24 protein-coding genes are annotated in these 26,521 nt (G+C 71.3%); 11 read left to right on the top strand and 13 right to left on the bottom strand.

All coding sequences use genetic code 11. The features are described from left to right. Positions 1-278: 278 nt before the first annotated feature. From galK to galT, 3 genes are read right to left on the bottom strand one after another with little or no spacing between them, the layout of a single operon-like run. Positions 279-1,511, bottom strand: a complete 1,233-nt coding sequence (galK, locus tag JK364_RS32910; protein WP_230992854.1) for a galactokinase — start codon at positions 1,509-1,511, stop codon at positions 279-281. After that, a complete protein-coding gene (galE, locus tag JK364_RS32905) occupies positions 1,478-2,455 on the bottom strand; it encodes a UDP-glucose 4-epimerase GalE (RefSeq protein ID WP_201855008.1) in 978 nt (325 codons plus the stop codon). The genes galK and galE overlap by 34 nt, the downstream gene beginning before the upstream one ends. Further along, complete coding sequence (galT, locus tag JK364_RS32900; protein ID WP_201855007.1) at positions 2,452-3,495, bottom strand: galactose-1-phosphate uridylyltransferase; 1,044 nt, start codon at positions 3,493-3,495, stop codon at positions 2,452-2,454. The genes galE and galT overlap by 4 nt, the downstream gene beginning before the upstream one ends. A 162-nt stretch (positions 3,496-3,657) precedes the next feature. Here galT and JK364_RS32895 point away from each other — a divergent pair, with 162 nt between their 5' ends. Together JK364_RS32895 and JK364_RS58160 are read left to right on the top strand one after the other, a co-directional pair. Next, a complete protein-coding gene (locus tag JK364_RS32895; RefSeq protein ID WP_201855006.1) occupies positions 3,658-5,328 on the top strand; it encodes a sodium:solute symporter family protein in 1,671 nt (556 codons plus the stop codon). 27 nt (positions 5,329-5,355) lie between these two features. After that, complete coding sequence (locus JK364_RS58160; RefSeq protein ID WP_201855005.1) at positions 5,356-5,757, top strand: hypothetical protein; 402 nt, start codon at positions 5,356-5,358, stop codon at positions 5,755-5,757. Positions 5,758-5,779: 22 nt separating this feature from the next. Here JK364_RS58160 and JK364_RS32885 read toward each other — a convergent pair whose 3' ends face one another. The 9 genes from JK364_RS32885 to rsmI all read right to left on the bottom strand — a co-directional run bounded on the left by JK364_RS32885 (position 5,780) and on the right by rsmI (position 16,892). Continuing rightward, positions 5,780-6,508 (bottom strand): response regulator transcription factor, encoded by a 729-nt coding sequence (locus tag JK364_RS32885; RefSeq protein ID WP_201855004.1) that lies wholly within the window; start codon positions 6,506-6,508, stop codon positions 5,780-5,782. Between the two features lie 264 nt (positions 6,509-6,772). Beyond that, positions 6,773-8,617, bottom strand: coding sequence for a hypothetical protein (locus JK364_RS32880; protein ID WP_201855003.1), 1,845 nt, complete (start codon positions 8,615-8,617; stop codon positions 6,773-6,775). Positions 8,618-8,886: 269 nt separating this feature from the next. Then, positions 8,887-10,707 carry an ABC-F family ATP-binding cassette domain-containing protein gene (locus JK364_RS32875; protein ID WP_201855002.1) on the bottom strand — a complete coding sequence of 607 codons (1,821 nt, stop codon included), beginning with the start codon at positions 10,705-10,707 and terminating at the stop codon, positions 8,887-8,889. Between the two features lie 225 nt (positions 10,708-10,932). Continuing rightward, entirely contained in the window at positions 10,933-11,859 is a 927-nt protein-coding gene (locus JK364_RS32870; protein ID WP_201855001.1) for a 4-(cytidine 5'-diphospho)-2-C-methyl-D-erythritol kinase, read from the bottom strand. A 160-nt stretch (positions 11,860-12,019) separates the two neighbouring features. After that, positions 12,020-12,886, bottom strand: a complete 867-nt coding sequence (gene rsmA, locus JK364_RS32865) for a 16S rRNA (adenine(1518)-N(6)/adenine(1519)-N(6))-dimethyltransferase RsmA (RefSeq protein ID WP_201855000.1) — start codon at positions 12,884-12,886, stop codon at positions 12,020-12,022. 83 nt (positions 12,887-12,969) lie between these two features. Next, the gene (locus tag JK364_RS32860) at positions 12,970-14,169 is read right to left on the bottom strand and encodes a resuscitation-promoting factor (RefSeq protein ID WP_307841448.1); all 1,200 of its coding nucleotides are present in this window, start codon (positions 14,167-14,169) and stop codon (positions 12,970-12,972) included. A 130-nt stretch (positions 14,170-14,299) separates the two neighbouring features. After that, positions 14,300-15,220, bottom strand: a complete 921-nt coding sequence (locus JK364_RS32855) for a TatD family hydrolase (protein ID WP_201854999.1) — start codon at positions 15,218-15,220, stop codon at positions 14,300-14,302. A 133-nt stretch (positions 15,221-15,353) separates the two neighbouring features. Further along, entirely contained in the window at positions 15,354-15,830 is a 477-nt protein-coding gene (locus tag JK364_RS32850; RefSeq protein ID WP_201854998.1) for a hypothetical protein, read from the bottom strand. Between the two features lie 186 nt (positions 15,831-16,016). After that, positions 16,017-16,892 (bottom strand): 16S rRNA (cytidine(1402)-2'-O)-methyltransferase, encoded by an 876-nt coding sequence (gene rsmI, locus JK364_RS32845; RefSeq protein ID WP_201854997.1) that lies wholly within the window; start codon positions 16,890-16,892, stop codon positions 16,017-16,019. Positions 16,893-17,119: 227 nt separating this feature from the next. Between rsmI and JK364_RS32840 the strand changes: the two genes are divergently transcribed. Next, entirely contained in the window at positions 17,120-18,901 is a 1,782-nt protein-coding gene (locus tag JK364_RS32840; RefSeq protein ID WP_201854996.1) for a dolichyl-phosphate-mannose--protein mannosyltransferase, read from the top strand. A 189-nt stretch (positions 18,902-19,090) separates the two neighbouring features. Further along, a complete protein-coding gene (locus JK364_RS32835; RefSeq protein WP_201854995.1) occupies positions 19,091-19,894 on the top strand; it encodes an NUDIX domain-containing protein in 804 nt (267 codons plus the stop codon). Here JK364_RS32835 and JK364_RS32830 read toward each other — a convergent pair. Continuing rightward, a complete protein-coding gene (locus JK364_RS32830; protein ID WP_504942121.1) occupies positions 19,878-21,011 on the bottom strand; it encodes an NsdA family TPR-like regulatory protein in 1,134 nt (377 codons plus the stop codon). The two genes, JK364_RS32835 and JK364_RS32830, sit on opposite strands and share 17 nt — an antisense overlap. Positions 21,012-21,853: 842 nt before the next feature. Between JK364_RS32830 and JK364_RS32825 the strand changes: the two genes are divergently transcribed. From JK364_RS32825 to JK364_RS32795, 7 genes are all read left to right on the top strand, one after another. Next, positions 21,854-22,210, top strand: coding sequence for a hypothetical protein (locus JK364_RS32825; protein ID WP_201854994.1), 357 nt, complete (start codon positions 21,854-21,856; stop codon positions 22,208-22,210). Positions 22,211-22,357: 147 nt separating this feature from the next. Then, positions 22,358-22,627, top strand: a complete 270-nt coding sequence (locus JK364_RS32820; RefSeq protein ID WP_201854993.1) for a DUF6284 family protein — start codon at positions 22,358-22,360, stop codon at positions 22,625-22,627. Beyond that, entirely contained in the window at positions 22,624-23,118 is a 495-nt protein-coding gene (locus JK364_RS32815; protein WP_201854992.1) for a Pycsar system effector family protein, read from the top strand. Before JK364_RS32820 ends, JK364_RS32815 begins: the two co-directional genes overlap by 4 nt. Beyond that, positions 23,115-23,405 (top strand): hypothetical protein, encoded by a 291-nt coding sequence (locus JK364_RS32810; protein WP_201854991.1) that lies wholly within the window; start codon positions 23,115-23,117, stop codon positions 23,403-23,405. Before JK364_RS32815 ends, JK364_RS32810 begins: the two co-directional genes overlap by 4 nt. After that, positions 23,402-24,280: a hypothetical protein gene (locus tag JK364_RS32805; protein WP_201854990.1), complete on the top strand. Its 879-nt coding sequence runs from the start codon at positions 23,402-23,404 to the stop codon at positions 24,278-24,280. Before JK364_RS32810 ends, JK364_RS32805 begins: the two co-directional genes overlap by 4 nt. Continuing rightward, positions 24,280-24,663: an RRQRL motif-containing zinc-binding protein gene (locus JK364_RS32800; RefSeq protein WP_201854989.1), complete on the top strand. Its 384-nt coding sequence runs from the start codon at positions 24,280-24,282 to the stop codon at positions 24,661-24,663. Before JK364_RS32805 ends, JK364_RS32800 begins: the two co-directional genes overlap by 1 nt. Positions 24,664-24,932: 269 nt before the next feature. Continuing rightward, positions 24,933-26,519 (top strand): hypothetical protein, encoded by a 1,587-nt coding sequence (locus JK364_RS32795; protein WP_201854988.1) that lies wholly within the window; start codon positions 24,933-24,935, stop codon positions 26,517-26,519. Positions 26,520-26,521: the final 2 nt, after the last annotated feature.

Here is a 26,521-nt window from a genome sequence, read left to right as displayed (position 1 = left end):
CCCGGCGCAAGGTCACCACGATCCGCACGGCCGCCGCCGTGCCGTGATTGCTACCCCACCCCGGGCGTCGTACCTGCCTGTCTCGCCCCCTGATAAGCGTCGGCCCCCACCGACGCTGTACTCAGAGTAAGGCCGTGGTCTCATATAGGAAGCGGATTAGCGAAACTGACCGCTCTCGACTGTTCACTGTGGGTTTCTTGTTCGCTCTTGAGGAGTACGAGATCCACGAGCGGCGAAACTTTACCGAGAGGCGATCAAGGGCCGGTGGGTACGGCCCCCTACAGCCGTCCCGCCCCCGCGCTGGGCACCGCCGGGAAGATCCGCGGCGCCCGGTGCCCGGCCGCGCCGAACGCCTCGGTCACCGCCTTGCTCACCGCCTCCGCGTCCGCCTCGGCCACCAGCACGATGGCCGAGCCGCCGAAGCCGCCCCCGGTCATCCGCGCCCCGAGCGCCCCCGCCGCGTTCGCCGTCTCCACGACCAGATCGAGCTCGTCACAGGAGATCTCGAAGTCGTCGCGGCAGGAGGCGTGCCCGGCGGTCAGCACCGGCCCGATGGACCGGGTGTCCCCCGCGTCGAGCCGCGCGATGACCTCCTCCACCCGCCGGTCCTCGGTCACCACATGGCGCACCCGCCGCCGGGTGGCCGCGTCGCATCCCAACCGCTCCAGCTCGGCGAGCGTCGCGTCCAGCCCCTCGAAGGGCACGTCCCGCAGCGCCCGCACCCCGAGCGCCCGCGCGGCCGCCTCGCACGCGGCGCGCCGGCTCGCGTAGGCGCCGTCGCCCAGCTCGTGCTTGACCCGGGTGTCCACGACCAGCAGCCGCAGCCCCTCGGCCGCCAGGTCGAACGGCACCTGGCGCTGGGTGAGATCACGGGCGTCGAGGAAGAGGGCGTGCCCCTCGGTGCAGCACGCCGACGCCATCTGGTCCATGATCCCGCAGGGCACGCCCACGAACGCGTTCTCCGCGCGCTGGCACAGCTGGGCGATGCGCGGCGGGGTCAGCCCCAGCCCGTACAGATCGTTGAGCGCGGTGGCCGTGACCACCTCCAGCGCGGCGGACGAGGACAGCCCGGCGCCGGTGGGCACGGTGGACTCGAAGTACAGCTCCGCACCACCGGCCGGGCCCGTCAGCAGCCCCGCCTCGCGCAGCGCCCAGACCACTCCGGCCGGATAGGCCGCCCAGCCGCCGCGGTCGCCGCCGCCGGTGCCGCCCGCGACCGGCGCGAGCTCCTCGACCCGCAGCTCGACGACCCCGCCCGGGACGTCGCCCGAATGCAGCCGCAGCACCCCGTCGGCGCGCGGGGAGGCGGCGGCCAGGCAGGTGTGGGGCAGGGCGAGCGGCATGACGAAGCCGTCGTTGTAGTCGGTGTGCTCGCCGATCAGATTGACCCGGCCCGGCGCCGCCCAGACGCCGCCGGGCTCGGTGCCGTAGACCTCGTGGAACCCCGCCGTGACCCGCCCGGGTCCGTGCTCGTCCGTCACTGGCTCTCCCTCCGCTGCGCGAACTCCCATGCGTCCGCGACGATTCCGGCCAGGTCGGCGCGGGTCGGGCGCCAGCCCAGGCGCTCCTTGGCACGCTCGGCGGAGGCCACCAGGACCGCCGGGTCGCCGCCGCGGCGCGGGGCGGCGATCTCCGGGATGGGGTGGCCGGTGACCTGGCGCACCGTCTCGATGACCTCGCGGACGGAGAAGCCGTTCCCGTTGCCGAGGTTGCAGATCAGATGCTCGCCGGAGGAGGCCGCGCCGAGGGCGAGCAGATGGGCGTCGGCGAGGTCGGCGACATGGATGTAGTCGCGGACGCAGGTGCCGTCGGGGGTGGCGTAGTCGTCGCCGAAGACGGAGATGGCCTCCCGGCGGCCCTGGGCGACCTGGAGCACCAGGGGGATGAGGTGGGACTCGGGGTCATGGCGCTCGCCGTACGCCCCGTAGGCGCCCGCGACGTTGAAGTACCGCAGGGAGACCGCGGCCAGACCGTGGGCGGCGCACTCACCGCTGATCATGTGGTCGACGGCGAGCTTGCTGGCCCCGTAGGGGTTGGTGGGCGCGGTCGGGAGGTCCTCGGTGATCGGGACCTGGTCGGGCTCGCCGTAGGTGGCGGCGGTGGAGGAGAAGACGAGGGTGCGCACCCCGGCGTCGCGCATCGCGGCGAGCAGCTCGGTGGTGCCGCCCACATTGTTGACCCAGTACTTCTCGGGGTTGACGACGGACTCGCCGACCTGGGAGAACGCCGCGAAGTGCAGCACGCCGTCGTAGGTGGGGTCGAGCCACTTGCCCGCGTCCTGGATGCGGCCCTCGATGAACTCCGCGCCCTCGGGGACCCCGGCGCGGTGGCCGGTGGAGAGGTCATCCAGCACCGTCACCCGGTGCCCGGCTTCGAGCAGATGCGCCGCGACCACGCTGCCGACATAGCCGGCACCGCCGGTGACCAGGTACTTCTTCTGCTGCGCATTGCTCACTTGCTCGCTACCTCTCGCAGTCGCTCGGCCGCGGCCTCCGGCGGCACATCGTTGATGAACACATTCATGCCGGATTCGGAACCCGCGAGAAACTTCAGCTTGCCGGAAGTGCGGCGGATGGTGAAAAGCTCGAGGTGAAGTGCGAATTCACCGCGGTCGGTCAGGTGGTACGGCGCCTGGTGCCAGGCGGAGATGTAGGGCGTGGGCGGCTCACCCTCGCCGAAAATCCGGTCGAAGCGCTTCAAGAGTTCCAGATACATCTGTGGAAACTCTGTGCGCGCGGCCTCGTCCAGCGACGGCAGGTCCGGGACCCGCCGCTTCGGGTAGAGGTGCACCTCGTAGGGCCAGTGGGCGGCGTAGGGCACGAACGCGACCCAGTGCTCGCCGTCGAGCACCACCCGGCGCCCGTCGGCCAGCTCATCGGCGACCACATCATCGAACAGATTCCGACCAGTGGCCGCACGGTGCTCGCCGAGCGAACGGAGCATCAGCCGGGTACGCGGGGTCACAAAGGGATACCCGTAGATCTGGCCGTGCGGATGGCCGAGGGTGACGCCGATCTCCGCGCCGCGGTTCTCGAAGCAGAAGACCTGTTCGACGGCGGGGTGTTGGGCCAGTTCGGCGGTGCGGTCGGTCCAGGCGTCGAGCACCAGCGCGGCCTGTTCGGCGTCGAGGTCGGCGAAGGAGGCGTCGTGGTCGGAGGTGAAGCACACGACCTCGCACCGGCCCGAGTCACCGGCCAGTGACGGGAAGCGGTTCTCGAAGACCACGACGTCGTAGTCGGAGGCGGGGATCTCGCTGTGCCGCCCCTCACGGGAGGGGCACAGCGGGCATTCGTCGGCCGGCGGATGGTAGGTGCGGGCCTGGCGGTGGGAGGCGATCGCCACCCGGTCGCCGAGCAGGCGGTCGTGCCGGATCTCCGAGCGGGTCGCGATGGGGTCGAGCGGCCGCTGGTCGACGGCGTCGCGCACCGCGTCGTCGCGTGCGTCGTAATAGATCAGCTCGCGTCCGTCCGCAAGCCGCGTCGCCGTCTTCTTCACTCCGCCAGCTCCTGTCAGGTGCACCCAACACAACTCAACATAATGAACCACAAGCCAACAGTGCCGTCAATGCGCGGTGTAGGTGCTCGGACAAACCAGAAGAATTCGGATACGTTCACCGAACGTTTCTGGTGCATTCCGTTCAGGCGATGAGGCGAGACCATGCACTATCTGGCCGAAGGGCTGCGGCTCCCCACCAACGCGCTCGACTACACGATCCTGATCCTCTATTTCGTGGTCGTCCTCGGCGTGGGATTCGCCGCCAGAGCGAGCGTCAGGACCAGCCTCGACTTCTTTCTCTCCGGCCGGTCGCTGCCCGCGTGGGTCACCGGTCTCGCCTTCGTCGCCGCGAATCTGGGTGCCCTGGAGATCCTGGGAATGGCCGCCAACGGCGCGCAGTACGGGGTGTACACGGTGCACTGGTACTGGGTCGGGGCGATTCCGGCCATGGTCTTCCTCGGCCTGGTGATGATGCCGTTCTACTACGGTTCCAAGGTACGGTCCGTCCCCGAGTTCCTGCTGCACCGCTATGGACCGTCCTCGCATCTGCTCAGCTCGATCATCTTCTCGGTCGCCTCCGTGCTGATCGCGGGGGTGAACCTCTACGCGATGGCGATCGTGGTGGAGGCGCTGCTGGGCTGGCCGCAGTGGGTGGCCATCGTGGTCGCGGGGCTCTTCGTGCTCGCGTACATCACCCTCGGCGGACTCTCCTCGGCGATCTACAACGAGGTGCTGCAGTTCTTCGTGATCCTGGCCGCCCTCATCCCGCTCACCGTCGTCGGCCTCCGGCGGATCGGCGGCTTCGGCGGGCTCAAGGACTCGCTCACGGCCTCCCACGGCCCCAACTTCGTCTCCGCCTGGGGCGGCACCGGCATCGGGTCCGACAACCCGCTGGGGGCCAACTGGCTGACCATCGTGCTGGGCCTCGGCTTCTGTCTGAGCTTCGGCTACTGGACGACCAACTTCGCCGAGGTGCAGCGCGCCCTGTCGGCCAAGAACCTCTCGGCCGCCCAGCGCACCCCGCTGATCGCCGCGTTCCCCAAGATGTTCATCCCGCTGATCGTGGTGGTCCCCGGGCTGATCGCCCTGGTCATGGAGCCGGACATCGGCACGGAGAAGAGCGGGCTGCAGTACAACGACGCGATTCCGCTGCTGATGAGCGAACTGCTGCCGAACGGGGTGCTGGGGCTCGCCGTGACCGGGCTGCTGGCCGCCTTCATGGCGGGCATGGCGGCCAATGTGTCCTCGTTCAACACGGTCTTCACCAACGACATCTGGCGGGCGTACGTCATGAAGGGCCGACCGGACGGGTACTACCTGCTCACCGGGCGGGTGGTGACGGCGATCGGGGTGCTGGCCGGTATGGGCACGGCCTTCATCGCCTCCTCGTTCAGCAACATCATGAACTACCTCCAGACCCTGTTCTCGTTCTTCAACGTGCCGCTGTTCTGCGTCTTCATCATCGGGATGTTCTGGAAGCGGGCCACCGCCGCGGCCGGGTTCTGGGGGCTGCTGTGCGGCACGGTGGCTGCGATGATCAACTACTTCTGGCTCTACCTGGGGGATGTCATCGCCATCCCCAGCGACCAGGGCGCCAACTTCGTCTCCGCCATCGTGGCGTTCGTGGCCGGCGGGGTGGTGATGGTCGCGGTGACCCCGTTCACCAGGCCCAGGCCGGTGGAGTCGCTGGCCGGTCTGGTCTACGGCACCACCGCGCCCGGAGTGGCCGAGCCACCGGCGCCGGGCGACGAGGCGTGGTACCGCCGTCCGGCCGTGCTGGGCTGGAGCGCGCTGATCCTCGCGGCCCTGTGCTACATCCCGTTCTCCCTGTGACCCTTCCGGGATTAAGGAGCGTGCGCCATGAGTGAGGAGTACGAATACCGGCACGAGGTCGAGGAGCTGCAGCGGAAGTCGGCGACCGCGGCCCGGCTGTTCGATGTGCGGCGGATCATCGGCGGGCTGTTCGTGATCTACGGCATCATCGTCCTCATCGCCGGGTTCACCGCCTCGGACGCGGATGTGAGGAAGGCGTCGGGCATCAACATCAACCTCTGGACGGGGTCGTGCGTGCTCGCGGTCGGCCTGCTCTTCCTGCTCTGGATGAGGCTCAGGCCGCTGTCCGCGCCCGGGGCCGAGCCCAAGCCGGAGCCCGCTCGGCCCGGGGGCGGGCCCGGAGCCGGGCCCGGGGCCGGAGAGCCCGGGGGCCGAGAGCCCGGATCCGGAGAGCCCGGGTCGGGAGAGCCCGGGTCCGGAGCGGGCTGAGAAACGCGGGCCACGGTACGGGCTACGGCGCCGGCGCGGGCGGCCCCGGCGTGGGAGGCGGCTGGGGCGGGGGCGGCGCGGTCCGGCGCGTCGCCGCGCGGTCCAGCAGCCCCGTACGGGCCGCCAGGGCCGCCGCCTCCAGCCGCGAGCCCACCCCGAGCTTCATCAGCACCCGCTGCACATGGGTGCGGGCCGTGCTGGGGGCGATCCCCATGCCCGCCGCGATCAGCCGGGTGTCCTCGCCCTCGGCGACCCGCACCAGCACCTCCACCTCGCGCGGGGTCAGCATCCGCAGCAGCCGGGCGCCCTCGTCGTCGGGCTGGGCCGCGGGGTTGAGCAGCTCCGCGAACGCCCCCTGGAGCAGCTGGGGCGCTACGGCCGCCTCGCCCGCGCGCGCCTTCATCATGGCGCGTTCGACGCCCTCGATCCGCTCGTCGTGGCGCACATAGCCGGACGCCCCGGCGGCGAAGGCGGCGGCGATGCCGCGCGGGCTCGGCACCGGGCCGAGCACCACGACCGCGACCTGCGGCCGCTCCTTCTTGATCCGCACCACCGGGTCGAACACCCCCGGCTCGGCGGGTGCCGCCGTGCCCAGCAGGCACACCTCAGGTGCCCGGCTCACCACCAGGTCCGCCGCGCCCGCGCTCGGCGCCGCCGCGGCGAGCACCCGGTGCCCGCGCAGCTTCAGCGCCGAGGCGAGCGCCTCCGCGAGCAGACGGTGATCGTCGACCACCATGAGTCGCACGCCCATGAGCTCCCCCCATTCGCTCAGGGGGGAAAGCTACACGCTTGTTCGACGTTGCGCGCCCCTTACCGGGCAGAAGCCCCTCGGAATGCCGAAATCCCGGCCATTCGTGCCTACTTGACGTCCGATTGACGTCCCAATCCGATCGATGCGGCCGGGTTCCCCGGGGCGCGCACTCCGGCGCTCCGCCGGAGCGCACAGCGGCGGCCCCGCCCGTACGGTTCGTACGGGCGGGGCCGCCGTGGAGTGGGCCGGGCGGACGCCGGAACGTCAGCTCGCGCCGAAGATGATCGCCAGCGGGTCGTCCTTGTCGTAGGTGCCCGAGGGCTTGTCGGCGTAGACGTCGCTCATGAAGAGGTGCTCCCCGGAGTAGATGATCTCCGAGTAGCTGGGGCTGAACTTCTGCTCCAGCTCATGGCTGGTGACGGGGTTCTGCAGCAGCTTGGTCTTGGCGTACGACTTGGGGTCGATCCGCCAGACCGCGCCGCCGGTCTCCCAGGTGCTCTCCTGGTAGGCGAGGACGGAACCGTCCTTGTCCAGCCCGAGCGGGGTGAGGGCGGCGCCCTTGACCCCGTCGGTCTTCCCGATCGGCTTGCCGGTCTTCAGGTCGAAGGCCACGACCTCGTTGGCCGTCGCCGCGCTGGAGTCGGTGCGGTCCTCGGAGCCGAGGAAGAGGGCGTTCGCCGACTTGGAGACGGCGAGCTTCCGGCAGCCCTCGACGTTGGTCGAGTCGCACTTGGCGTCGTACTTGCCGTTCTCGGTGCCGATCTTGCCGAGCACCTTGCCGGTCTTGGCGCTGTCGTCGATGGACAGGAAGTCCGAGACCGCCGAGCCGGTGGAGTCACCGGCGTCCAGGCCGATCACCAGCGGATCGGTGGAGGCGACGTGGACGTAGTCGATGCCCTGCGAGACCTTGTAGGCCGACTTCACCGCGCCCGTCTTCGGGTTCAGCGTCTGGACCTGGATCTGCGGGTTGTCGTAGTCGCCGCAGCGGCGCACCGCGACCAGCTTGTCCTCGCCGCCCGCGTAGCCGTCGTCCGAGCACTGCTCGCCCGACTTGGGCTTCCACAGGGACTGGCCCGAGCTGGACCAGGCGGCGCCGCCGCTGGTGCCGCCCGCGGCCACGGTGCCGCCGCCGATGGTGACCTCGTCGAAGCGGACCTTCTCGTCACCCTCCTTGACGTTCCGGTGCCACAGCATCTTGCCGTTCTTCAGGTCCAGCAGCCCGATCTCGGTGCAGCTGGGGTACTTGTCCTCGGCCGACGGCTTGGCCTCCTGGTAGAGGACCGTGGTCAGGCCGTCCTTGGTGAGGTGGTCCGAGGACCAGCAGACCGCGCCGTCCAGCGGAATCGTCCACTTGGCGTCGCCGCCGCTCAGCGGATAGCCGACGATCTTGTAGACACCGGCCTTCACGAAGGTGTCGTCGGTGGTCCACATGCCCTCGACGGTGACCTGGTCGGAGACCTTGGGCATCGGGACCTTGTTGAGCAGCTTGGCGTCCACGGCCTTGGCGGGCTTGTCCCCGCCACCGGTGGTGCCGCTGGAGGAGCCGCCCTGGCTGGACTGCTTGTCCTTGCCCTTGGCCTCGCTGCCGCCGCCGTCGTCCTTGGTGGCGAACCAGATGCCGCCGCCGATGATCAGCGCGACCGCGACCACGGCGCTGACGATGATCGCCATGCGCTGCTTGGACTGGCCGGAGCCACCGGGGCCGCCCGGACCGGGGCCGCCGGGGTACTGGGCCTGCGGCGGCTGGCCGTACTGCGGCTGGCCGAATTGCGGCTGTCCGTAAGGCTGCTGTCCGTACTGCGGCTGACCGTAAGGCTGCTGGCCGGATCCGTACGGCGACGGGCCGCCCTGGGGCGGCTGGCCGTGCGCCGGCTGGTCCGGGTAGCCGTAGCCACCGGCGCCCGGCGGGGGCGTCTGCGGCGGCGCCGGCGGTGCCGACGGCGGCGGAGGCGGGGTCTGCGGCGGCTGGCCGGGGGCCTGCGGATAGCCGTAGCCCTGCTGGCCCGGAGGCGGCGTGGGCGGCTGCTGTGGGTAGCCGTAACCAGGTTCCTGCGGCGCGCCGAAGCCGCCCTGCGGCGGCTGGTTCGGCGGCGGAGGCGGCTGTGACATGCGAAATCCTTCAGATGCGGGACCCGTCGTCCGACCGGCCTCCCCCGCGATCCCGGTGGTCAAAAGCCTCCGGGAAGGAGCGAATCGGACAGGGCACCCCGCCATTGAGCGGAAGGAAGGCGGGAGTTCTTTGTATCACCCGTAAGGGGCGCATTAGGGACCCGTGTCCAGGTCATGGACCAGCTGAGACCGGCCTGTGACGCGACCGTTGCCAGGGCACACGCCACCGCCGCACAGTCTCTTCACGCGATGCTTTCAGGCCATTCACATCACGCGTCGTCGGCCAGCTCCAGCCAACGGGTCTCCAACTCGTCCCGCTCCCCGGTCAGCTCGCGCAGTCGCGTATCGAGCTCGGCGACCTTGGCGAAGTCCGTGGCGTGCTCGGCGATCCGCGCGTGCAGCTCGGACTCCTCCTCGCTGATCCGGTCCAGCCGCCGCTCGATGCGCTGAAGCTCCTTCTTGGCGGCGCGCTGATCGGCCGCCGACCGCTGCCGGGCGGCCTGTTCGCCGGTCTTCTGCTTGGCAGGCGAGGCGGCGGCCGGGGCGGCCGCGGCCAGGGCCCGCTGCCGCCGCTCCAGGTACTCGTCCACGCCGCGCGGCAGCATCCGCAGAGTGGCGTCGCCCAGCAGGGCGAGCACCCGGTCGGTGGTGCGCTCGATGAAGTAGCGGTCGTGGCTGATGACCACGAGCGAGCCGGGCCAGCCGTCGAGCAGATCCTCCAGCTGGGTCAGGGTCTCGATGTCCAGGTCGTTGGTGGGCTCGTCCAGGAAGAGCACATTGGGCTCGTCCATCAGCAGCCGCAGGATCTGCAGCCGGCGCCGCTCACCGCCGGAGAGATCGCCGACCGGGGTCCACTGCTTCTCCTTGGTGAAGCCGAACCTCTCGCACAGCTGGGAGGCGGTCATCTCCCGGCCCTTGCCGAGGTCGACGCGCTGCCGGATCTGCTCGACGGCCTCCAGGACCCGCAGGTTCCGGTCGAGTTCGGCGACCTCCTGGGACAGATACGCGAGCCTTACGGTCCTGCCGACCACGACCCGGCCCCCGGCGGGCTGCTGATCGCCCTCGCTGCGGGCGGCCTCGGCGAGGGCGCGCAGCAGCGAGGTCTTCCCCGAGCCGTTCACCCCCACCAGGCCGATCCGGTCGCCGGGCCCCAGCTGCCAGGTCAGATGCTTGAGCAGCACCTTGGGCCCGGCGGTGACGGTCACGTCCTCCAGGTCGAAGACGGTCTTGCCGAGCCGGGAGTTGGCGAACTTCATCAGCTCGGCGTTGTCGCGGGGCGGCGGGACATCCGCGATCAGCGCGTTGGCGGCCTCGATGCGGAAGCGGGGCTTGCTGGTGCGGGCGGGGGCGCCGCGGCGCAGCCAGGCGAGCTCCTTGCGCATCATGTTCTGCCGCTTGGCCTCCTCGCTGGCGGCGATGCGCTCGCGCTCGGCGCGGGCGAAGACGTAGTCGCTGTAGCCGCCCTCGTACTCGTGGACGGCGCCCCGCTGGACGTCCCACATCCGGGTGCAGACCTGGTCGAGGAACCAGCGGTCGTGGGTGACCACCACCAGGCCCGAGCGGCGGGCGCGCAGATGCCCGGCCAGCCAGGAGATGCCCTCGACGTCGAGGTGGTTGGTGGGCTCGTCGAGGACGATCAGGTCCTGCTCGGCGATCAGCAGCTGGGCGAGCGCGATACGGCGGCGCTCACCGCCGGACAGCGGGCCGATGACCGTGTCGAGCCCCTGGGGGAAGCCGGGCAGGTCCAGCCCGCCGAACAGCCCGGTGAGCACGTCCCGGATCTTGGCGTCACCGGCCCACTCGTGATCGGCGAGATCGCCGATCACCTCATGGCGGATGGTGGCCGCGGGGTCGAGCGAGTCGTGCTGGGTGAGCACGCCGAGCCGCAGACCACCGGCATGGGTGACACGGCCGTCGTCGGCGGGCTCCAGCTTGGCGAGGATCCGGATGAGCGTGGTCTTGCCGTCGCCGTTGCGGCCGACGACGCCGATGCGGTCGCCCTCGTTCACCCCGAGGGAGACGCCGTCCAGCAGGGCACGGGTGCCGTACACCTTGCCGACGGATTCAACGTTGACCAGGTTGGTCGCCATCACACTCCATTACGCGGATCGATCGGCATCCCAGGGTAGTCGCCGCGCGGGGCGCCTCGCTCAGGCGTCGACCACTCGCTCGGGCGCGGACCGCTCGCTCAGGCGCCGACCGCTCGTTCAGGCGCGGACTACGCTCACGCGTCGACCGCACGCTCAGGCACGGACCACGCCCAGGCGCCGACCGCACGCTCAGGCACGGACCACACTCAGACGCGGACCACACGCTCAGGCGCCGATCAGCCGCGCCCCGGGGACCGGGCCGGACGTGACCCGGACCGTCCGGCAGGTGCCCGAGGCGGCCAGACCGGTCGCCACCGCCTGCGCGGCCTCGGTGTCCTTGGCCAGGAAGGCGCAGGTCGGACCGGAGCCGGAGACGAGGGAGGCGAGCGCGCCCGCGTCCGCGCCGGCGCGCAGGGTGTCGGCGAGCGCGGGGCGCAGCGAGAGCGCCGCGGGCTGCAGATCGTTGGAGACGGCGGCGGCCAGCGCGGTGGCGTCACCGGTGCGCAGCGCGTCCAGCAGCGCCCGGGAGGGCTCGGGGTCAGGCACATCGGCGGCGCTCGCGCCCGCGCCGGACGCCTCGCGCAGCCGGTCGCATTCGCGGTAGACGGCGGGGGTGGACAGCCCCCCGTCGGCCACGGCGAACACCCAGTGGAAGGTGCCGCCGGTCTCCAGCGGCGTCAGCAGCTCGCCCCGGCCGCGGCCGAGTGCCACGCCGCCGACGAGGCTGAAGGGGATGTCGCTGCCCAACGCGGCGCAGATCTCGAGGAGTTCGGCGCGGGATGCCTGGGTGCCCCACAGCGCGTCGCACGCCAGCAGCGCCCCGGCGGCGTCCGCGCTGCCGCCCGCCATGCCGCCCGCCACGGGGATGTCCTTGGCGATGTGGAGGTGCACGCCGGGCGCGATGCCGTGGCGCTCGGCGAGCGCGAGAGCGGCGCGGGCCGCGAGGTTGGTGCGGTCCAGCGGCACCTGGCCGGCGTCCGCGCCCTCGACGGTGATCCGGAGGGCGTCGGCGGGGGTGGCGGTGACCTCGTCGTACAGCCCGACAGCGAGGAAGACGTTGGCCAGGTCGTGGAACCCGTCGAGGCGCAGCCCGCCGACCGCGAGCTGGACGTTCACCTTGGCGGGCACACGGGCGGTCACGGGGCGGCTCACGGGGCTCCTCGGTGGGGTTCGGGTGTTCCGGTGCGGCCATTGTCCCGCCTGTGGGGGTGGGGGTGGGGCGGGCTTGTTCCCCACCCCGCCCCTTCCCGAACCGGGGGCAAGCCCCCGGGGCGGGGCGGGGAGCAAGCCCGCCCGCGGGCGGGCCGTGGGGTCAGGCCGCGGGTCCGTGCTCGGCGATCGCGGCGAAGTCCTCCACCGTCAGCGACTCGCCGCGCGCCTGCGGCGAGACCCCGGCGGCCCTCAGGGCCGCCTCCGCGGCCCCCGCCGAACCGGCCCAGCCCGCGAGCGCCGCCCTGAGGGTCTTGCGGCGCTGGGCGAACGCCGCGTCCACCACCGCGAAGACCTCTTCCCGGGTGGCGGTGGTGCGCGGGGGCTCGTCCCGGCGGATCAGCGAGACCAGGCCGGAGTCGACGTTGGGGGCGGGCCAGAAGACGTTGCGGCCGATCGCGCCCGCGCGCTTGACGTGGGCGTACCAGGCGGCCTTCACGGACGGGACGCCGTACACCTTGGAGCCGGGCGGGGCGGCGAGCCGGTCGGCGACCTCGGACTGCACCATGACCAGCGTCCGCTCGATGGTCGGGAACCGCCCGAGCATATTGAGCAGCACAGGCACGGCGACGTTGTACGGCAGGTTGGCGACCAGCGCGGTCGGGGCGGGGCCCGGCAGCTCGGTCACCCGCAGGGCGTCGCCGTGCACCAGCGCGAAGCGGTCGGCGCGCTGCGGCAGCCGGGCCTCGACGGTGGCGGGGAGGGCCGCGGCGAGGACGTCGTCGATCTCGACGGCGGTGACCCGGTCGGCGGCCTCCAGCAGCGCGAGGGTCAGCGATCCGAGCCCGGGACCGACCTCGACGACCACGTCGTCCGGGCGCACCCCGGCGGACCGGACGATCCGGCGGACCGTATTGGCGTCGATGACGAAGTTCTGGCCGCGCTGCTTGGTCGGGCGTACGCCGAGCCGCGCCGCGAGTTCGCGGATGTCGGCGGGTCCGAGCAGAACGTCGGAGTCGGTGGAGCTCACCCAGGAAGTTTAGGCCCCCTTTCGGGCCCCCCTTTCCGGGGCTCGGTTCGCCTCCGGGGCACCCGGAGGCGAACCGAGCCCCGTCACCGGTGCAGCTTTGAGCCGCAGCTGGGCCAGGGGCTGCTGCCGCGTTGCTGGTAGAGCTTCTTCGCGCGGTAGGTCTGCTCGGACGGGGGCGCGTCCTGGGGGCGGCCGTGGCCGCCGAGGGCGTGCCAGGTGCCCTGGTCGAGCTGGTAGAGGCCGCCGTAGCGGCCGGAGCCGTCGACCGCGTCGGGCCGGCCGCCCGATTCGCAGCGGGCCATCGCCCGCCAGTTGAGCCCGTCCGCCGGGCCGCCGACGCCGGCGGGCACGGTCATGGTGCCGACCCGGACGATCCGGGCCACGGGCGCCTTGACGATCTCGCTGCCGATCTTCCGCGGCCGCTGCCGTACGCCGTTGACGCTGCGCACCCGGAAGGTGACGCGCAGGGTGCCCGGTTCGCCGGGCCGGGCCACCAGCTCGGTGCCCTTGGGGAGGGTGGGGTCGGCGCGGCGGACGGTGGTGAAGGGCACCGGATGGTCCCGGACCTCCTTGCCGCCGGTGATCCGCATCACCGTCACCGTCTGGCCGTCGCGCGGGAAGCTGTCCTGCGGGACGGAGGTGATGTCCTGGCCGCGCAGGGTGAGCCCGGCGGCGGCGAGGGCCTCGCCGACGGTGGCCGCGTTGGTGCGGACGGTGTGGGGGCGCCCGTCGGCGAGGAAGGTGACGGTGCGCTCGGTGCGGACGTGCAGGAGCAGCCCGCGGCTGGTGATGGCGGCGGAGCGGGAGGCGGACAGATACGCGCCCTCGGCACGTACGCCCAGTTGGCGCAATGCGCCGTCAACCGTGCGGGCGGTGGTCCACACCCGGCGGCGCTCCCCGTCGAGGGTGAGGGTGACGGGGCGGCCGTAGCGGACGGCGATCTCGTCGCCGTCGCCGAGCCGCTCCCCGGGCGCGGGGGCGACGATGTCGTGCGCGCCGACGCGGACGTCCTGGTCCGCCAGCAGCTCGCCCACGTCGTCGGCGTAGGTGTGCAATGTGCGCGCGTCGCCGTCGACGCTGAGTCTTACGGCCTTGTCCTGGGCGACAAAGGCGGAGGTGCCGCCGGCCAGGGCGGCGACCACCATCGCCTGCGGCAGCAGCCGGCGCATCGGATCGGTCCGGCCGGTGGCGCCGCGCCGGGCGGCTCGGCGGGCGGCGGCACGGCCGCCCGGGACGCGGTGGCTGGCCCTACGGCTCACGACAACACTCCGGTAACACTCCACAAGTCCACTGGTCAGGGCGTTGGGTCCGGGACTGTAGCGGAGTGGGGGTGACTCTCCAAAGGAAGATCATCACGCAGTGTGATCACCGGCCTCGGATCGCCACCGCCCCTCATCGGATCGCCACCGCCCCTCAATAGCCGAAGACGCGTGCCGTATTGGCCGCTACGGCGGTCGCCAGGGTGTCCGCGGGGACGCCCTTGACCTCCGCCATGGCCCGCAGGGTGAGCGGAATCAGATACGGAGCGTTGGGCCGTCCGCGGTAGGGGACGGGGGTCAGGAACGGCGCGTCGGTCTCGACGAGGACGAGGTCGAGCGGGGCGACGGCGAGGGCGTCGCGCAGCGGCTGGGCGTTCTTGAAGGTGATGTTGCCCGCGAACGACATGTGGTAGCCGCGCTCGGCGCAGATCTTCGCCATGGCCGCGTCACCGGAGTAGCAGTGGAAGACGACGGTGTCGGGCGCGCCCTCCTCGGCGAGCACCCGCAGGACGTCGTCGTGGGCCTCCCGGTCATGGATGACCAGCGCCTTGCCGTGCTCCTTGGCGATGGCGATGTGGCGGCGGAACGAGCGCTCCTGGGCGGCCATGCCCTCCGGGCCGGTGCGGAAGTAGTCCAGGCCGGTCTCGCCCACGCCCCGCACCTGGGGCAGCGCGGCGAGGGCCGCTATCCGGTCGAGCGCCGCGTCCAGGGCGGCGTCGCCGCCGGGCTCCCTGGCCCCCTGCCGGGACCAGCCGTCGGGGTCGCCGAGGACGATGCGCGGCGCCTCGTTGGGGTGCAGGGCCACCGTGGCCCAGACGCTCTCGTGCGCCGCCGCGGTCTCGGCCGCCCACCGGGACCCGGCGAGATCACAGCCCACCTGGACGACGGTCGTCACGCCGACCGAGGCGGCCTTGGCCAGTGCCTCCTCGACGGTGCCCGACTGCATGTCCAGGTGGGTGTGGGAATCGGCGACCGGGACCCGCAGGGGCTCCGGCGGCGGCGGGGGCGCGTCCTTTTCCTTTTGCGCGCCACTCGCCTTGCCACTGCCGCCGGGGGTCGATGCTGTTTTCGCCATGGACGCGATTCTATGAATCCCGGTGAATGTGCGGTGAATCACGTCCGCCGCTCAGTTGACCCGTGGCTGGCTCATATGACCCGGCTCACAGGAACCCGGTCAGGTGAAACAGCTCATATGAACCGGATCGTACTCAGTCGCGGTGGTGCTGAAAGGGATGCAGCAGATTCGGAAGGTGCCAATGGTGCCCACGACGTCGCGCGGGATCCTCGTTTTCCGGTGCGCGGTCCGGCGCGGCGTCCGCCTCGGTCTCCGGCGCGCCGGTGCCGTCCTCCCGGTCCCGGGTGGTGTGCGGCCTCCCGCGCCGCGCACTCTCCAGGACGGAGGAGACCTGACCCGAGCGCATGATCCGCACCAGATGCGCACCGCAGTTGACGCAGTCGGGGCTCGTCAGCGGGGACGGGACGCGCCGGCCGCCGGTGAAGTAGACGACGAAGGCGCGGCCCTCGCCGTCCACGTGGTGTTCGATGTCGTACGACCGCTCCCAGCCGTGCCCGCACTTCATGCAGGCGAAGGCGTACGCCTCGTGGGCCACCTCGCCGGACTGATCGGAGGTGGTGCGGGCGGCTATCGGATGAGCACCGCTCGAGGTTCCCGCTATATCGCTCATGGCAGCTCCTCTTGTCACACAGGACAAGTCTTCCGGGATGGGATCGCCCCAGGTCTTCCACAACCAGTGGACGCCTTTCCCGGCGCCACCGCACGGGCTCTTCCCTCTCTTTGAGCGAGATTTGGCAACGGCGATGGAGAAACTGGCGAGCAACTGCCCGGCTACTAACCTGAGCTTTGCTTTTCGCTACGGGGCTTTACCTTCGCGTGGCGTGCTTCCGGCGGCGTTCTTCGCCGCCACGACCGCGTCGAACACCTGCCGTTTGGGCACCCCGGCCTCCTGCGCCACCGCCGCGATGGCCTCCTTACGGCGCTCACCGGCTTCCTCGCGCACCGCGACCCGGCGGGCCAGCTCGGCGGGGCCCGCCTCCTCGGGGCCGGGCTCCGGGGCGCCCTCGACCACGATGGTGATCTCGCCGCGCACGCCCTCCGCCGCCCAGGCGGCCAGCTCGGCCAGGGGACCGCGCCGCACCTCCTCGTAGGTCTTGGTCAGCTCCCGGCACACCGCGGCGCGGCGGTCCGGGCCGAACACCTCGGCCATGGCCGCGAGCGTGTCGTCCAGCCGGTGCGGGGCCTCGAACCAGACCAGGGTGCGGCGCTCGTCGGCGACCTCGCGCAGCCGCGTCAGCCGCTCCCCCGCCTTGCGCGGCGGGAACCCCTCGAAGCAGAAGCGGTCCACCGGCAGCCCGGACACGGCCAGCGCGGTGAGCACCGCGGACGGGCCGGGCACGGCGGTCACGGTGATCCCGCGCTCCACAGCGGCGGCCACCAGCCGGTAGCCGGGGTCGGAGACCGACGGCATGCCCGCGTCGGTGACCAGCAGCACCCGGGCGCCGCCGGCCAGCGACTCGACCAGCTCGGGCGTGCGGGCCGACTCGTTGCCCTCGAAGTAGGACACCACCCGGGCGTCCGGGCGCACGTCCAGGGCCTGGGTGAGGCGGCGCAGCCGCCGGGTGTCCTCGGCGGCGATCACATCGGCGGCCACGAGTTCGGCGGCCAGCCTCGGGGGCGCGTCCGCCGTGTCGCCGATGGGGGTCCCTGCCAGTACGAGCGTTCCAGTCACGCCCCCATCCTCGCAGCCGGGCGCGGCGGGCCCCGCGCCCGGCCGCGGCGTCGCCCGGGACCGGCCGCGGGCTCGGCCCGGACCAGCCACGGCGTCGGCCGGGACCAGCCACGGGCCCGGCCCCCAGGCGGCCGCAGGCTCCGCCCCGAGGCCGCCGCCCCGGGCACGAATCCCCGTTCGCCACCTTTCCCCGCCACACTCACAGACCGCTTCCCTACGATGGCCCGGTGAGCAGTGACACCGCGACCCACGCCCAGCCGGGCAAAGCCACCGGCCACCAGCCGCCGGCCTGGCAGCGCCGGCTGCGCCGTTTCGGATACGCGGGCCAGACCAGGCCCGGCGTACGGGAGCGGCTGGTCCCGCCGTACGCGGAGCCGGGCACCCGGCTCTGGGAGATCCTCGGCGCGACCCCCTCGGCGGCGGCCAGAATCGCCCGCTGGAGCGGCTGGGGCGGTCCGCTGCTGGTCGCGCTGTGCGCCGGGCTGACCCGCTTCTGGCATCTGGGCAGCCCGGACAACGTCATATTCGACGAGACGTACTACGCCAAGGACGCCTGGTCGATCTGGGAGTACGGCTACGAGGGCACGTGGCCGAAATCCGCCAACGACCGGATTCTCGACGCCCCGCAGCACATCCCGCTCAGCGACGCGGCCTCGTATGTGGTGCACCCGCCGGTGGGCAAGTGGGTCATCGGGCTCGGCGAGCAGTTCTTCGGGCTGCATCCGTTCGGCTGGCGGTTCATGGTCGCGGTGCTCGGCACCCTGTCGGTGCTGATGCTGTGCCGGATCGGGCGGCGGCTGTTCCGGTCGACGTTCCTCGGCTGCCTCGCGGGCGCGCTGATGGCCGTGGACGGGCTGCACTACGTGATGAGCCGCACGGCGCTGCTCGACCTGGTCGTGATGTTCTTCGTGCTGGCCGCCTTCGGCTGTCTGCTCGTCGACCGGGACCGGGCGCGCGCCAGGCTGGCGGCGGCGCTGCCGGCCGGTGAGGACGGCGTGGCGCGGCCGGACCCGGCGGTCGCCCGGGGCCTGAAGCTGGGCGCGCGGCCGTGGCGGATCGCGGCCGGGGTGCTGCTGGGCCTGGCCATCGGCACCAAGTGGAACGGGCTGTACGTACTGGCGGCCTTCGGCCTGATGACCGTCCTGTGGGACGTGGGCAGCCGCCGCACCGCGGGCGCCCTCCGCCCCTACCGGGCGGTGCTGCGGCGCGATCTGGGCTGGGCGTTCGTCTCACTGGTGCCTGTGGCGATCCTCACGTACATCGCCTCCTGGTCGGGCTGGTTCACCTCGAGCGGCAGCTACGACGAGGGGCGCGGCTGGCGGCACAGCGGCTACTTCCGCCACTGGGCCGAGTCCGGCAAGTCCGACGGCGGCGGCGGCTACGGCACCGGCGGCACCTTCGACTGGCTGCTCAACCCGCTGCGCAGCCTGTGGCACTACGAGTCCGAGGTCTACAAGTTCCACGTCAACCTGGACTCGCCGCATGTCTACCAGTCCAATCCGTGGAGCTGGATGGTCCAGTCCCGCCCGGTCTCGTACTTCTACGAGTCCCCGCGGGCCGGCCAGGAGGGCTGCCCCAAGGACGCCGCCGAGAAGTGCGCCCGCGAGGTGCTGGCCATCGGCACCCCGCTGCTGTGGTGGGCGGGCTGTTTCGCGCTGCTGTACCTGCTGTTCCGGTGGGCGCTGCGGCGCGACTGGCGGGCGGGCGCGATCCTGTGCGGAATCGCCGCGGGCTATCTGCCGTGGTTCCTCTACCAGGACCGGACGATCTTCTCCTTCTACGCCGTCGTCTTCGTGCCCTTCCTGTGCCTCGGGGTGGCGATGATGATCGGCGCGCTGCTGGGGCCACCGGGCGCGAGCGAGACCCGCCGGGTGATCGGGGCGGTCGGCTCGGGCGCGCTCGTCCTGCTGATCATCTGGAACTTCATCTACTTCTTCCCGCTGTACACGGGCCAGACGATGCCGATGGACGCCTGGCGCGCCCGGATGTGGCTGGATACCTGGATCTAGCTGTGATGACACCTCGCGGGTGCGCTCGCCGCTCCGGTCGTTGTTGGTCGTCGTTGGTCGTCGTTGGTCGACCCCGGACGGCCCACAGGCGGCCCGGAGAGTGGAGCGCACCCGCTGTGGTCACCACTGCCGTAGCCTGGTCAGGACGTTGGTACGCGCCAGTAAACGAATTGGGAGTGTGCTCAAGGGATGGGGCCTAAGTCCGCGCGGGCGTACAGCACGATCCGGGAATGGATCGCGTCCGGGAAGCTGTCGCCGGGCGACAAGCTTCCGTCGGAACGCACCCTCGTTGATGACCTCGAAATAGGACGCACTGCGCTGCGTGCGGTGCTGGCTCGACTCGTCACAGAGAAAGTCCTGGGAGTCCGGGGACGCAGTTCCTACTTTGTGCGTTCTAACCATTCGAACGACGCGGTGAGTGTCAGCAATCCGGAAGGACTGGAGCCCTGGCAAATCCACGGCGAACGCACCATCTATGACAACCGCTGGGTGAAACTCGACTTGGTGGACGTTGAGCCACCGGGAGTGGAACGCTTCGAACATCACGTCGTGCGGCTTCAACACGTCGCGATCGCGGCAGTGCTAGACGACCAGGACCGCGTACTGATGCTCTGGCGATACCGCTTCGTGCCGCAGGAATGGGGGTGGGAGCTCCCGGGCGGCATCGTGGATGCGGGGGAAGATGCCCAGCGTACGGCGCTGCGGGAAGTCGAAGAAGAGACTGGATGGCGGCCGGACTCACTTGAGCACGTCGTCACCTATCAGCCTATGGTCGGCATGGTGGATTCACCGCACGCAATCTTTGTCGGGCGAGGCGCGCAACGCATCGGGGACCCCACCGACATTGAGGAAGCCGGACATGTCGAATGGGTTCCGATAGCCGATATCCCGAAGCTCATGGCGCGCGGCGACCTCATGGGATCGGGCACCCTCGTTGCCCTCCTTCATATCCTCGCGACACGAGGAGATAACAGCTCTACAGCCTCTGCGTGAGCTGTTCAATTCGACGGCGGCGCCGCACGGACCCCGTGCGGCCCGCCAACAGCCGCGCTTCGCGTAGATGCTCCTGCGCCTGGTCGAATTCCCCCCGAGCGAGATGGGCTTGCGCCAGGTCGCACCGAACACCAGCCGAAGCGCGTACAAAAGTCGGATCCATCACGTCAAGCGCTTGATAGAGGCTGTCCACCGCCTCGCCATCGCCAACCAGGGCGAGCAGGTTTCCGCGCCATCGGGTGAGATGCCCGGCATTCAGGAAGATGCTCAACATGTCAGGGTCGCGATCCTCCGCCCCTCCGGGCAGAGCGGTTGCGGCCCTGTCGAGTGCCCGCCGGCACTCGTCGGGCTGCCCTGTGTGTGCGTACACCTCCGCCTCGGCGGCATGCAGCCATGCTTGCAGTCGAGGCGACACCCGCCCCTTGGCCTCGCGCTGCGCGTTCTGCACGACGCTCACCGCGAGTTCGGGCCGTCCCGCGTCGAGCAACACGTTCGCTTGCTCCGCCATGGCGTGCACGAGGTACATCGGCTCTTCCGCCTCCTGGGCGGCCCGCTTGCCCAGCTCGTAGTGGCGCCAAGCTCGTTCGACCGCGCCCACGTCCAGCGCCTGCCAAGCGGCGAGCGTGGCCGCGCCCGCGAGGGCCCGCGCCACAGGGCGACGCGTTTCCGGGAGGACCGCGAACGTGAGCGCGTCTTCCAGCCTCGCAAGGTGCCCTGTCATCTGGTCAACCAGGCTCGCAGCGCCCATCTGACGATCGAAGGTCCGCAGTAGCTCGGTCTGCTCCATGAAGGGCTGCACCATGTCGAGGCCGATGGTCCGCGCCGAGTCAATACGGCTGACCAGCTCGTCATAGCCTCCCGCCGTGGGCAGCGACACAGCGGACTCGTCCGTCCCGCGCAACTCGCCGTCAGTGAGGCCGAGCAGCGCCCGGAGGATCGTGGCATACCGAGCCGAGATGGTGCGCTTGCCGTTCTCCCACTCCGACACGTAGACCCGCAGGCTCGCCGTCGACGCCACGTCGAGCAGGTGCTGTTTCGCGTGCCGCTCGATCTCGCGCACGAGTCGTTCTTGCGACCACTCGCGCCGCAATCGCGCCAGCTTCAAGGTCTCGTTCACACGGACCGCTCTCCCCAGATCAGTTCGGCGCCTCCAACAGCAGGATGCCTCATATCGCCGCAGGTCCACAGGGGTTAACCCACGCCTTAACAGTGCTCGCGTGAATCGTTGTTGGCTACACGAATGTTGGCCACACCGCTTCCCTGGAGGTGCGCACAGATGGCGAGTTCCGAAGTTTCAGCATCTCGGGGCTTGCATCTGGTGCGCACCAGATGCAAGTCTTCTGGTGCGCACCAGATGGGGCGCAGAGGGGCCCCGAAAGGGGATCCGCTCGTGTTTGACCTGCTCAACCAGGCCCGGACGGCAGCGCGTGAAGGCGGCCGAAAGGAAGCCGCGACGTTCTTTGAGAACTGAACAGTGAATCGAGATGGGGTGAGAGTCCCCGTTCCCGTGACGGCCGGGTGAGGACCGTCGGCAGCGGTGCCACGCGTCGGCGTGGCACGTACGGCATTTCGGCTCTGTAGAACGCTCGTCTTGCGGCGGGCGGTCATCCGGGTGAGCTGCCCTGTTGTCGCGCCAGAGCAGAGACGATGGCGCGCCCGATCCGGGCTCGGGACCGGTCAGCCGTGGCAACGGCGGGCCGGTGAAGCCTGCTCTACCAGGAACCACCGTCACCGGCGCTCGCCTGCATGGTGCGCGCCGGTGGCCGTGGCTGCTCGTAGGGAGTGGTCGACACCAGCGCGGGCCCCGGGTTGCGCCCCGGGGCCCGCTGTACAGGCACCTGGAGTGGAGGAACCTGTGATCACCAGTCTGACAGAGGCCGAGCGGGAGGACCTGGCCCGCAAAGCAGCCGAGGCCAACCGGCGCAGCGAGCGGGACGCGCAGGCTCGGGGTGGCCGCTGATGACCGCCCGCGAGATCACTGCCGCGTACGAGTACCGCTGGCAGCGTGAGGCGGTCCGTGGGCTGACGACGATGCTCGCCCACGGCCATCAGGAAGGACTGCCGGCGCTTCAGTGGATCATCGCGACCACTGGTGCTCTGGTCGGCGACGCGCACGGACTGACGTGCACCCCGGCTGAGCAGCGGGCCGCGTTCGACGCCTGGGCTGACTACCTGGGGGCGAGGCGCTGGCCCGAGCGCACCGACAGCGACGGAGCGACCCACCTGCATGCCCAGTTCACCTGGCACCAGGACGACCGGGTCAAGGGCGCTGTCCGCGCCGTCATCTGGCCCACCGATGGCGCCAGCCATCACTGACGCATGACCAGCCCCGGCATCTCGCCGTGAAGGGCGCCGGATCGAATCCGGCCCGGGGCACTCCACCCATGAACGGCGCGCGGCCCCGGTGCTCGAACACCGGGGCCGCTGTTCTAGGCCGTTCCACCTTGGAAGGAACCACGACCTATGAAGTCCATCGGTGCACTTCACGCCGCTGTTACGGCCAACCTGTCCGACCGCGAGCCGAGCGCCGCGGAGCTGGACGCCATCGAGCTTGAGATGCCGCTCATCACAGCCGAAGTCGAGCTGCTGGACGTGCAGATCACGACGCTTGACCGGCCGGTCTCCGAGCTGGACGCGCGCCGTATCCGCCGGGCCCGTCGCCGAGTGCTGGCCGCCCGGCGGGAACTCTCGAACCGCGCCGCCGCGATGAACGTGCCGGGGGTGGGAGCGTGAGCGCCCCTGTGACGTCGACCGCCACCGCCGCGGTGGATGCGCGGGAGGATGCGAACCTGACGGTTGCGTATGCGGACGTCAAGGCCGAGATGGCCCGGACCGACAACAAGGTCGCTTTACTGCTGGCGTTCGATGGCGCGGTCATGGCCGGTCTGTGGACCGCCGGGACCGGGCTGTCCCTCCCGGTCGTCGCGGTGGTGGTCGGCGGGGTGGCGGTTGTGCTGCTGCTGGCCTCGGTCGGCGTGCTGCTGGCCGCGGTCCGCCCCCGCCTCGGTGGGACCGATCACTGCTCGTTCCCCTACTGGGCTGGTCTGACGGCCGAGGAGCTGCGGGCGGACATGCGCCAGGACCGCCGCCCGGCGGCCATCGTGACGCTCTCCCGGATCGCGGTCGCGAAGTTCGAGCGGCTTCAGACCGCGGTCGACCTGATCCGGTACGCGGCCATCCCGCTGGTGATCGCGGCCGGTATCGCGATCGGGGGTGCGCTGTGAGCGAGCCCATCACCCCCAAGGCGGCCCCCGCTGAGGCGGACGCCGTTACGGCGCTGCTGCGGGCCGTGCATGACGCGCTGGACCTGCCCCTGCCGGACATCACCGATGAAGCCGAACGGGAACACCGCGCGCTTCTGATCAGCCGAGCGGCCCATGCGCGGATCATCCTGGCCTGTGTCCTGGAGCAGGACCACGACATCGCGAGGGCTGCCGAGCTTCTGGACCGTTGGATCGCCGACGAGCCGGTCACCTACACCCCCTGGGAAGGCAAGGGGGCCCCGGTATGAACGGCAGGTCCCTCCCGCCGCGCGTCCAGATCGACGCGTTGAACCGGCTCCAGTCGGGGCTGACGACGGTCCTGGTGCTGGTGGCCGTGGTGGCGCTCGCGTTCACCGCGACCAACGTCACGATGTTCGCCATCCAGCACGAAGTCTCGCCCTGGATCGCCTGGCTGCTGGACCCCATGGTCGCGGTCGCGCTCGGGGCCGTTCTGATCGTGGACGGCCGGTTGTCGGAGTACGGCGTGAACCCCTCCGGCTGGGCCTCGGTGCTGCGCTGGTTCGCCGGTCTGGGCACCTGGGTCATGAACTGCTGGGGCTCGCTGTGGCCGGAAGGGGCGGCGTTCGGCGTTCCCCGGCAGGTGGATCCGGCGGGGCTGGTCCTCCACTCCATCCCCCCTGTCCTCCTGATCGTTCTCGCCGAAGCGATCACCCACTACCGGCGCGCGATCCTCGACAAGATCGCCGAACTGCGCGCTGAGGTGGAAGCGGTGGACGCCCCGGTGGAATCCACCCCTGTCCCCCCGGTGTCCACCCCGGTCCCCGCACCGCCCGCCCCGGCCCCGGCTCCCGTGCCGGTCCCGGCGGCCGTGGAGCCGTCGCCGCTGGTCATCTGCGGTGACCGCCGGGTGTATGAGCTCACCATCCCCCAGGCTTCCACCTCGGCCGAGGACGAGGCCGCGGAGACGGAGAAGCTGCCCGCGGATGAGGCGTTGAACGTCATCCGTACGTGCTGGGTGATGGGGGAGACGATCACCGAGGCGGCACGGAAATCCACCCGTTCCACCTCCTACGTCCACAAGATCTACCAGCGCCTTCGGGACCAGGCAGCCGGCCCCGAGACCACCGACCACGACCACGCGCGTGAGCCGGTGGCGGTCTGATGTCCCCGGCATTCGGCAAGTGCTACGACCCCACCGGCGCCCGCTACGGCATCCCCACCTTCCCCTGGCGCCTCGCCCCCGACGGGCTGGCCACCAGGCGCCAGTTACGCGCCCGCGGGCTGCGTCCCGGCGGGCAGCCGATACAGGCACAGATCATGCGCGCCAACCGCCGCGCCGGGGGGACGCAGATCGCGTTCCTGTACCGGCTGGACCAGGCCAAGCAGGTGCGGCCGATGACGGCCGCGAAGTCCGCGGCGCTCGCCGCGGCAATGCTCGCCCGCCGCACCTGCCCCGCCTGCCGGACCGATGCCGGGTACTGCATCCCGACCTCGCTCGGCCTGTGTGTGACCTGCGCCTTCCCCGAGGAACAGCGCGCCGCCTGACCAACCCGACTGGCCTTCCGCGACACCATCCACCAGCTCACGGGCGTCTCCCGCGCGGTCACGCACCGCTGCCCGGACCGCGGCTGCGACTTCATGGTCCGGCTGACCGGCGCCAGCGCTGCGAGTCCCGCCGGTGGCAGGAGATCGCCGCCGCCCACCCGCGTCACCAGTAGTCCTGCGCCATCCCTGTTTCAGCAGTCGCCCGGACGCGGCCGGCCAAAGCGTGCGTCCGGGCTCTGCGCTCCCTTCAGACAAGGAGTGCTGTCAGCATGACCGACACCAGCACCGAAGCGGTAGCAGCCCCCCAGACCGCTACCGCGCCGCCGGTCGAGAAACCACCCGAGCCGACACCCACCCCGGCCCCCGCCGCTGCGTCCGGGGTGGAGCACACCCCGGGCGGGTGGCCCGTGGTGCCGCTGGCTACGGCCAGCGCGAACACCACGATCGGCGCGGTCGCGTCCGCCGGCCTGGTCGGCGGACCGGTCGGCGCCATGGTCGCCGCCACCGGCGCCGTCGTCCTGGCCACCGTGGCCGCCGCCCGCTCCCGCAAACCCAACCCCCGCCGGACCGCCCGGCGGACCGCCGCCCGCGCCGCCGGCCGTAGCGCTGCCCGCACTGCGGGCCTGCACCGTAGCGGCACGTTCGGCGGTGGCCGGATGGGGAGCCGTCCGGGTGGCTCTCGTACGGGCCGCACGGGCGCTATGCCGGGGCGGCACCGATCCGGCAACCGCCCCGCCGCACGCCACGGTGGCGCGTCCACCAGCGGCAAGACCCTGGGCAAGGCCGGACACGGCGCGTCCCAGCACGCATCCGGCAGCGCGGGGAAGAGCGCTGGCAGGGTCGGGCAGATACGGGGTCTGCGGGCCTCGCAGCAGGCCGCGGCCGGATCCCGCGGGGACCAGCGGGCGCAGACCACCGCGGCCCGCCGCGCGGTCGCCGACGCCCGCCGCAACGCCAAAGCCGCCGCCGGCAACAACCGGCTGGGCAAGCGCGGGAGTTCCGGCGGTGGCCTGCTGGGCGGTGCCGTCCGTAAGGCTCGTGCCGCGCGGGATGCGGCCATCGCCAAGCACCGCGCCCGGCGGGATGCCAAGACCGGCGCCGATGTGGCGGCGCAGCGGGCGGCAGTCCGTAAGGCCCCGGCCCGGAAGGCTGCCCGACGGGCGTTGCGGCGGTCCGCGGCCCGCTTCCACGGGCGTCGCCTGATGGCGGCCCTGCTCGCCCTGCCGGTGGGTCTGCTGGGCTGCCTGACCACCCCGCTCGGCCGCAAGTTCGATATCCCGTGGTTGATGTACCCCGGTCGCCGCCTGTACTGGCGGATGGTCCGCACGGCCACCGAGCAGCGCGTCGCACGGGACGAGACCACCCGTCAGAACCTGCGCGAGCAGGAGGACGCCGCCGACGCGGAGGCCACCGAGGACGGCACGGAAGACGTCGCGGACAGCGTGGAGCGGCCCGCGGCCAAGGTTCCCACCGGCACCACACCCCAGACCCAGGTGAGTGAAGGAGAGCACGTGTCCGGTTTCCAGTTCGAAGAGACCGCGGCCGAGATGGAGCAGGCCGCCCACTCCTACGACCCCGACAACGCCATGGAGATCCTGGCCATGGTCGAGGGGCTCCCGGCCGCGCTGACCAGCGTGGCGAACGTGATGAAGATCCTCGCCGAGCGCTCCGATGGCGAGTTCCCGCTGGAGAAGGAGGTCGCGTCCGGCTTCAACGACATCTTCGGCGCCCTGATGAGCACCGTCGCCGTCGCCGAGGACATGGGCCCGCTGTTCCGGCAGGTCCACGCACAGGACATCGCCCGCCACGAGGACCCCCGCAACGGCCACCAGGCAGAGAAGGGCTGGAACGTCTAAAG

The sequence above is a fragment of the Streptomyces endocoffeicus genome (genome assembly GCF_016741935.1).
In the GTDB taxonomy this organism is placed as follows: Bacteria; Actinomycetota; Actinomycetes; order Streptomycetales; family Streptomycetaceae; genus Streptomyces; species Streptomyces endocoffeicus.
This window is presented reverse-complemented; position numbering and strand designations above follow the sequence as displayed.

Coding starts and splice junctions, on each gene's coding strand:
- JK364_RS32855 (WP_201854999.1), bottom strand. CDS start 15,220: ATGGCGAAAACAGCATCGACCCCCGGCGGCAGTGGCAAGGCGAGTGGC.
- JK364_RS32805 (WP_201854990.1), top strand. CDS start 23,402: ATGAACGGCAGGTCCCTCCCGCCGCGCGTCCAGATCGACGCGTTGAAC.
- JK364_RS32825 (WP_201854994.1), top strand. CDS start 21,854: ATGACCGCCCGCGAGATCACTGCCGCGTACGAGTACCGCTGGCAGCGT.
- JK364_RS32875 (WP_201855002.1), bottom strand. CDS start 10,707: ATGGCGACCAACCTGGTCAACGTTGAATCCGTCGGCAAGGTGTACGGC.
- JK364_RS58160 (WP_201855005.1), top strand. CDS start 5,356: ATGAGTGAGGAGTACGAATACCGGCACGAGGTCGAGGAGCTGCAGCGG.
- JK364_RS32800 (WP_201854989.1), top strand. CDS start 24,280: ATGTCCCCGGCATTCGGCAAGTGCTACGACCCCACCGGCGCCCGCTAC.
- JK364_RS32885 (WP_201855004.1), bottom strand. CDS start 6,508: ATGGGCGTGCGACTCATGGTGGTCGACGATCACCGTCTGCTCGCGGAG.
- JK364_RS32795 (WP_201854988.1), top strand. CDS start 24,933: ATGACCGACACCAGCACCGAAGCGGTAGCAGCCCCCCAGACCGCTACC.
- JK364_RS32850 (WP_201854998.1), bottom strand. CDS start 15,830: ATGAGCGATATAGCGGGAACCTCGAGCGGTGCTCATCCGATAGCCGCC.
- JK364_RS32820 (WP_201854993.1), top strand. CDS start 22,358: ATGAAGTCCATCGGTGCACTTCACGCCGCTGTTACGGCCAACCTGTCC.
- JK364_RS32835 (WP_201854995.1), top strand. CDS start 19,091: ATGGGGCCTAAGTCCGCGCGGGCGTACAGCACGATCCGGGAATGGATC.
- JK364_RS32880 (WP_201855003.1), bottom strand. CDS start 8,617: ATGTCACAGCCGCCTCCGCCGCCGAACCAGCCGCCGCAGGGCGGCTTC.
- galK (WP_230992854.1), bottom strand. CDS start 1,511: ATGGGAGTTCGCGCAGCGGAGGGAGAGCCAGTGACGGACGAGCACGGA.
- JK364_RS32895 (WP_201855006.1), top strand. CDS start 3,658: ATGCACTATCTGGCCGAAGGGCTGCGGCTCCCCACCAACGCGCTCGAC.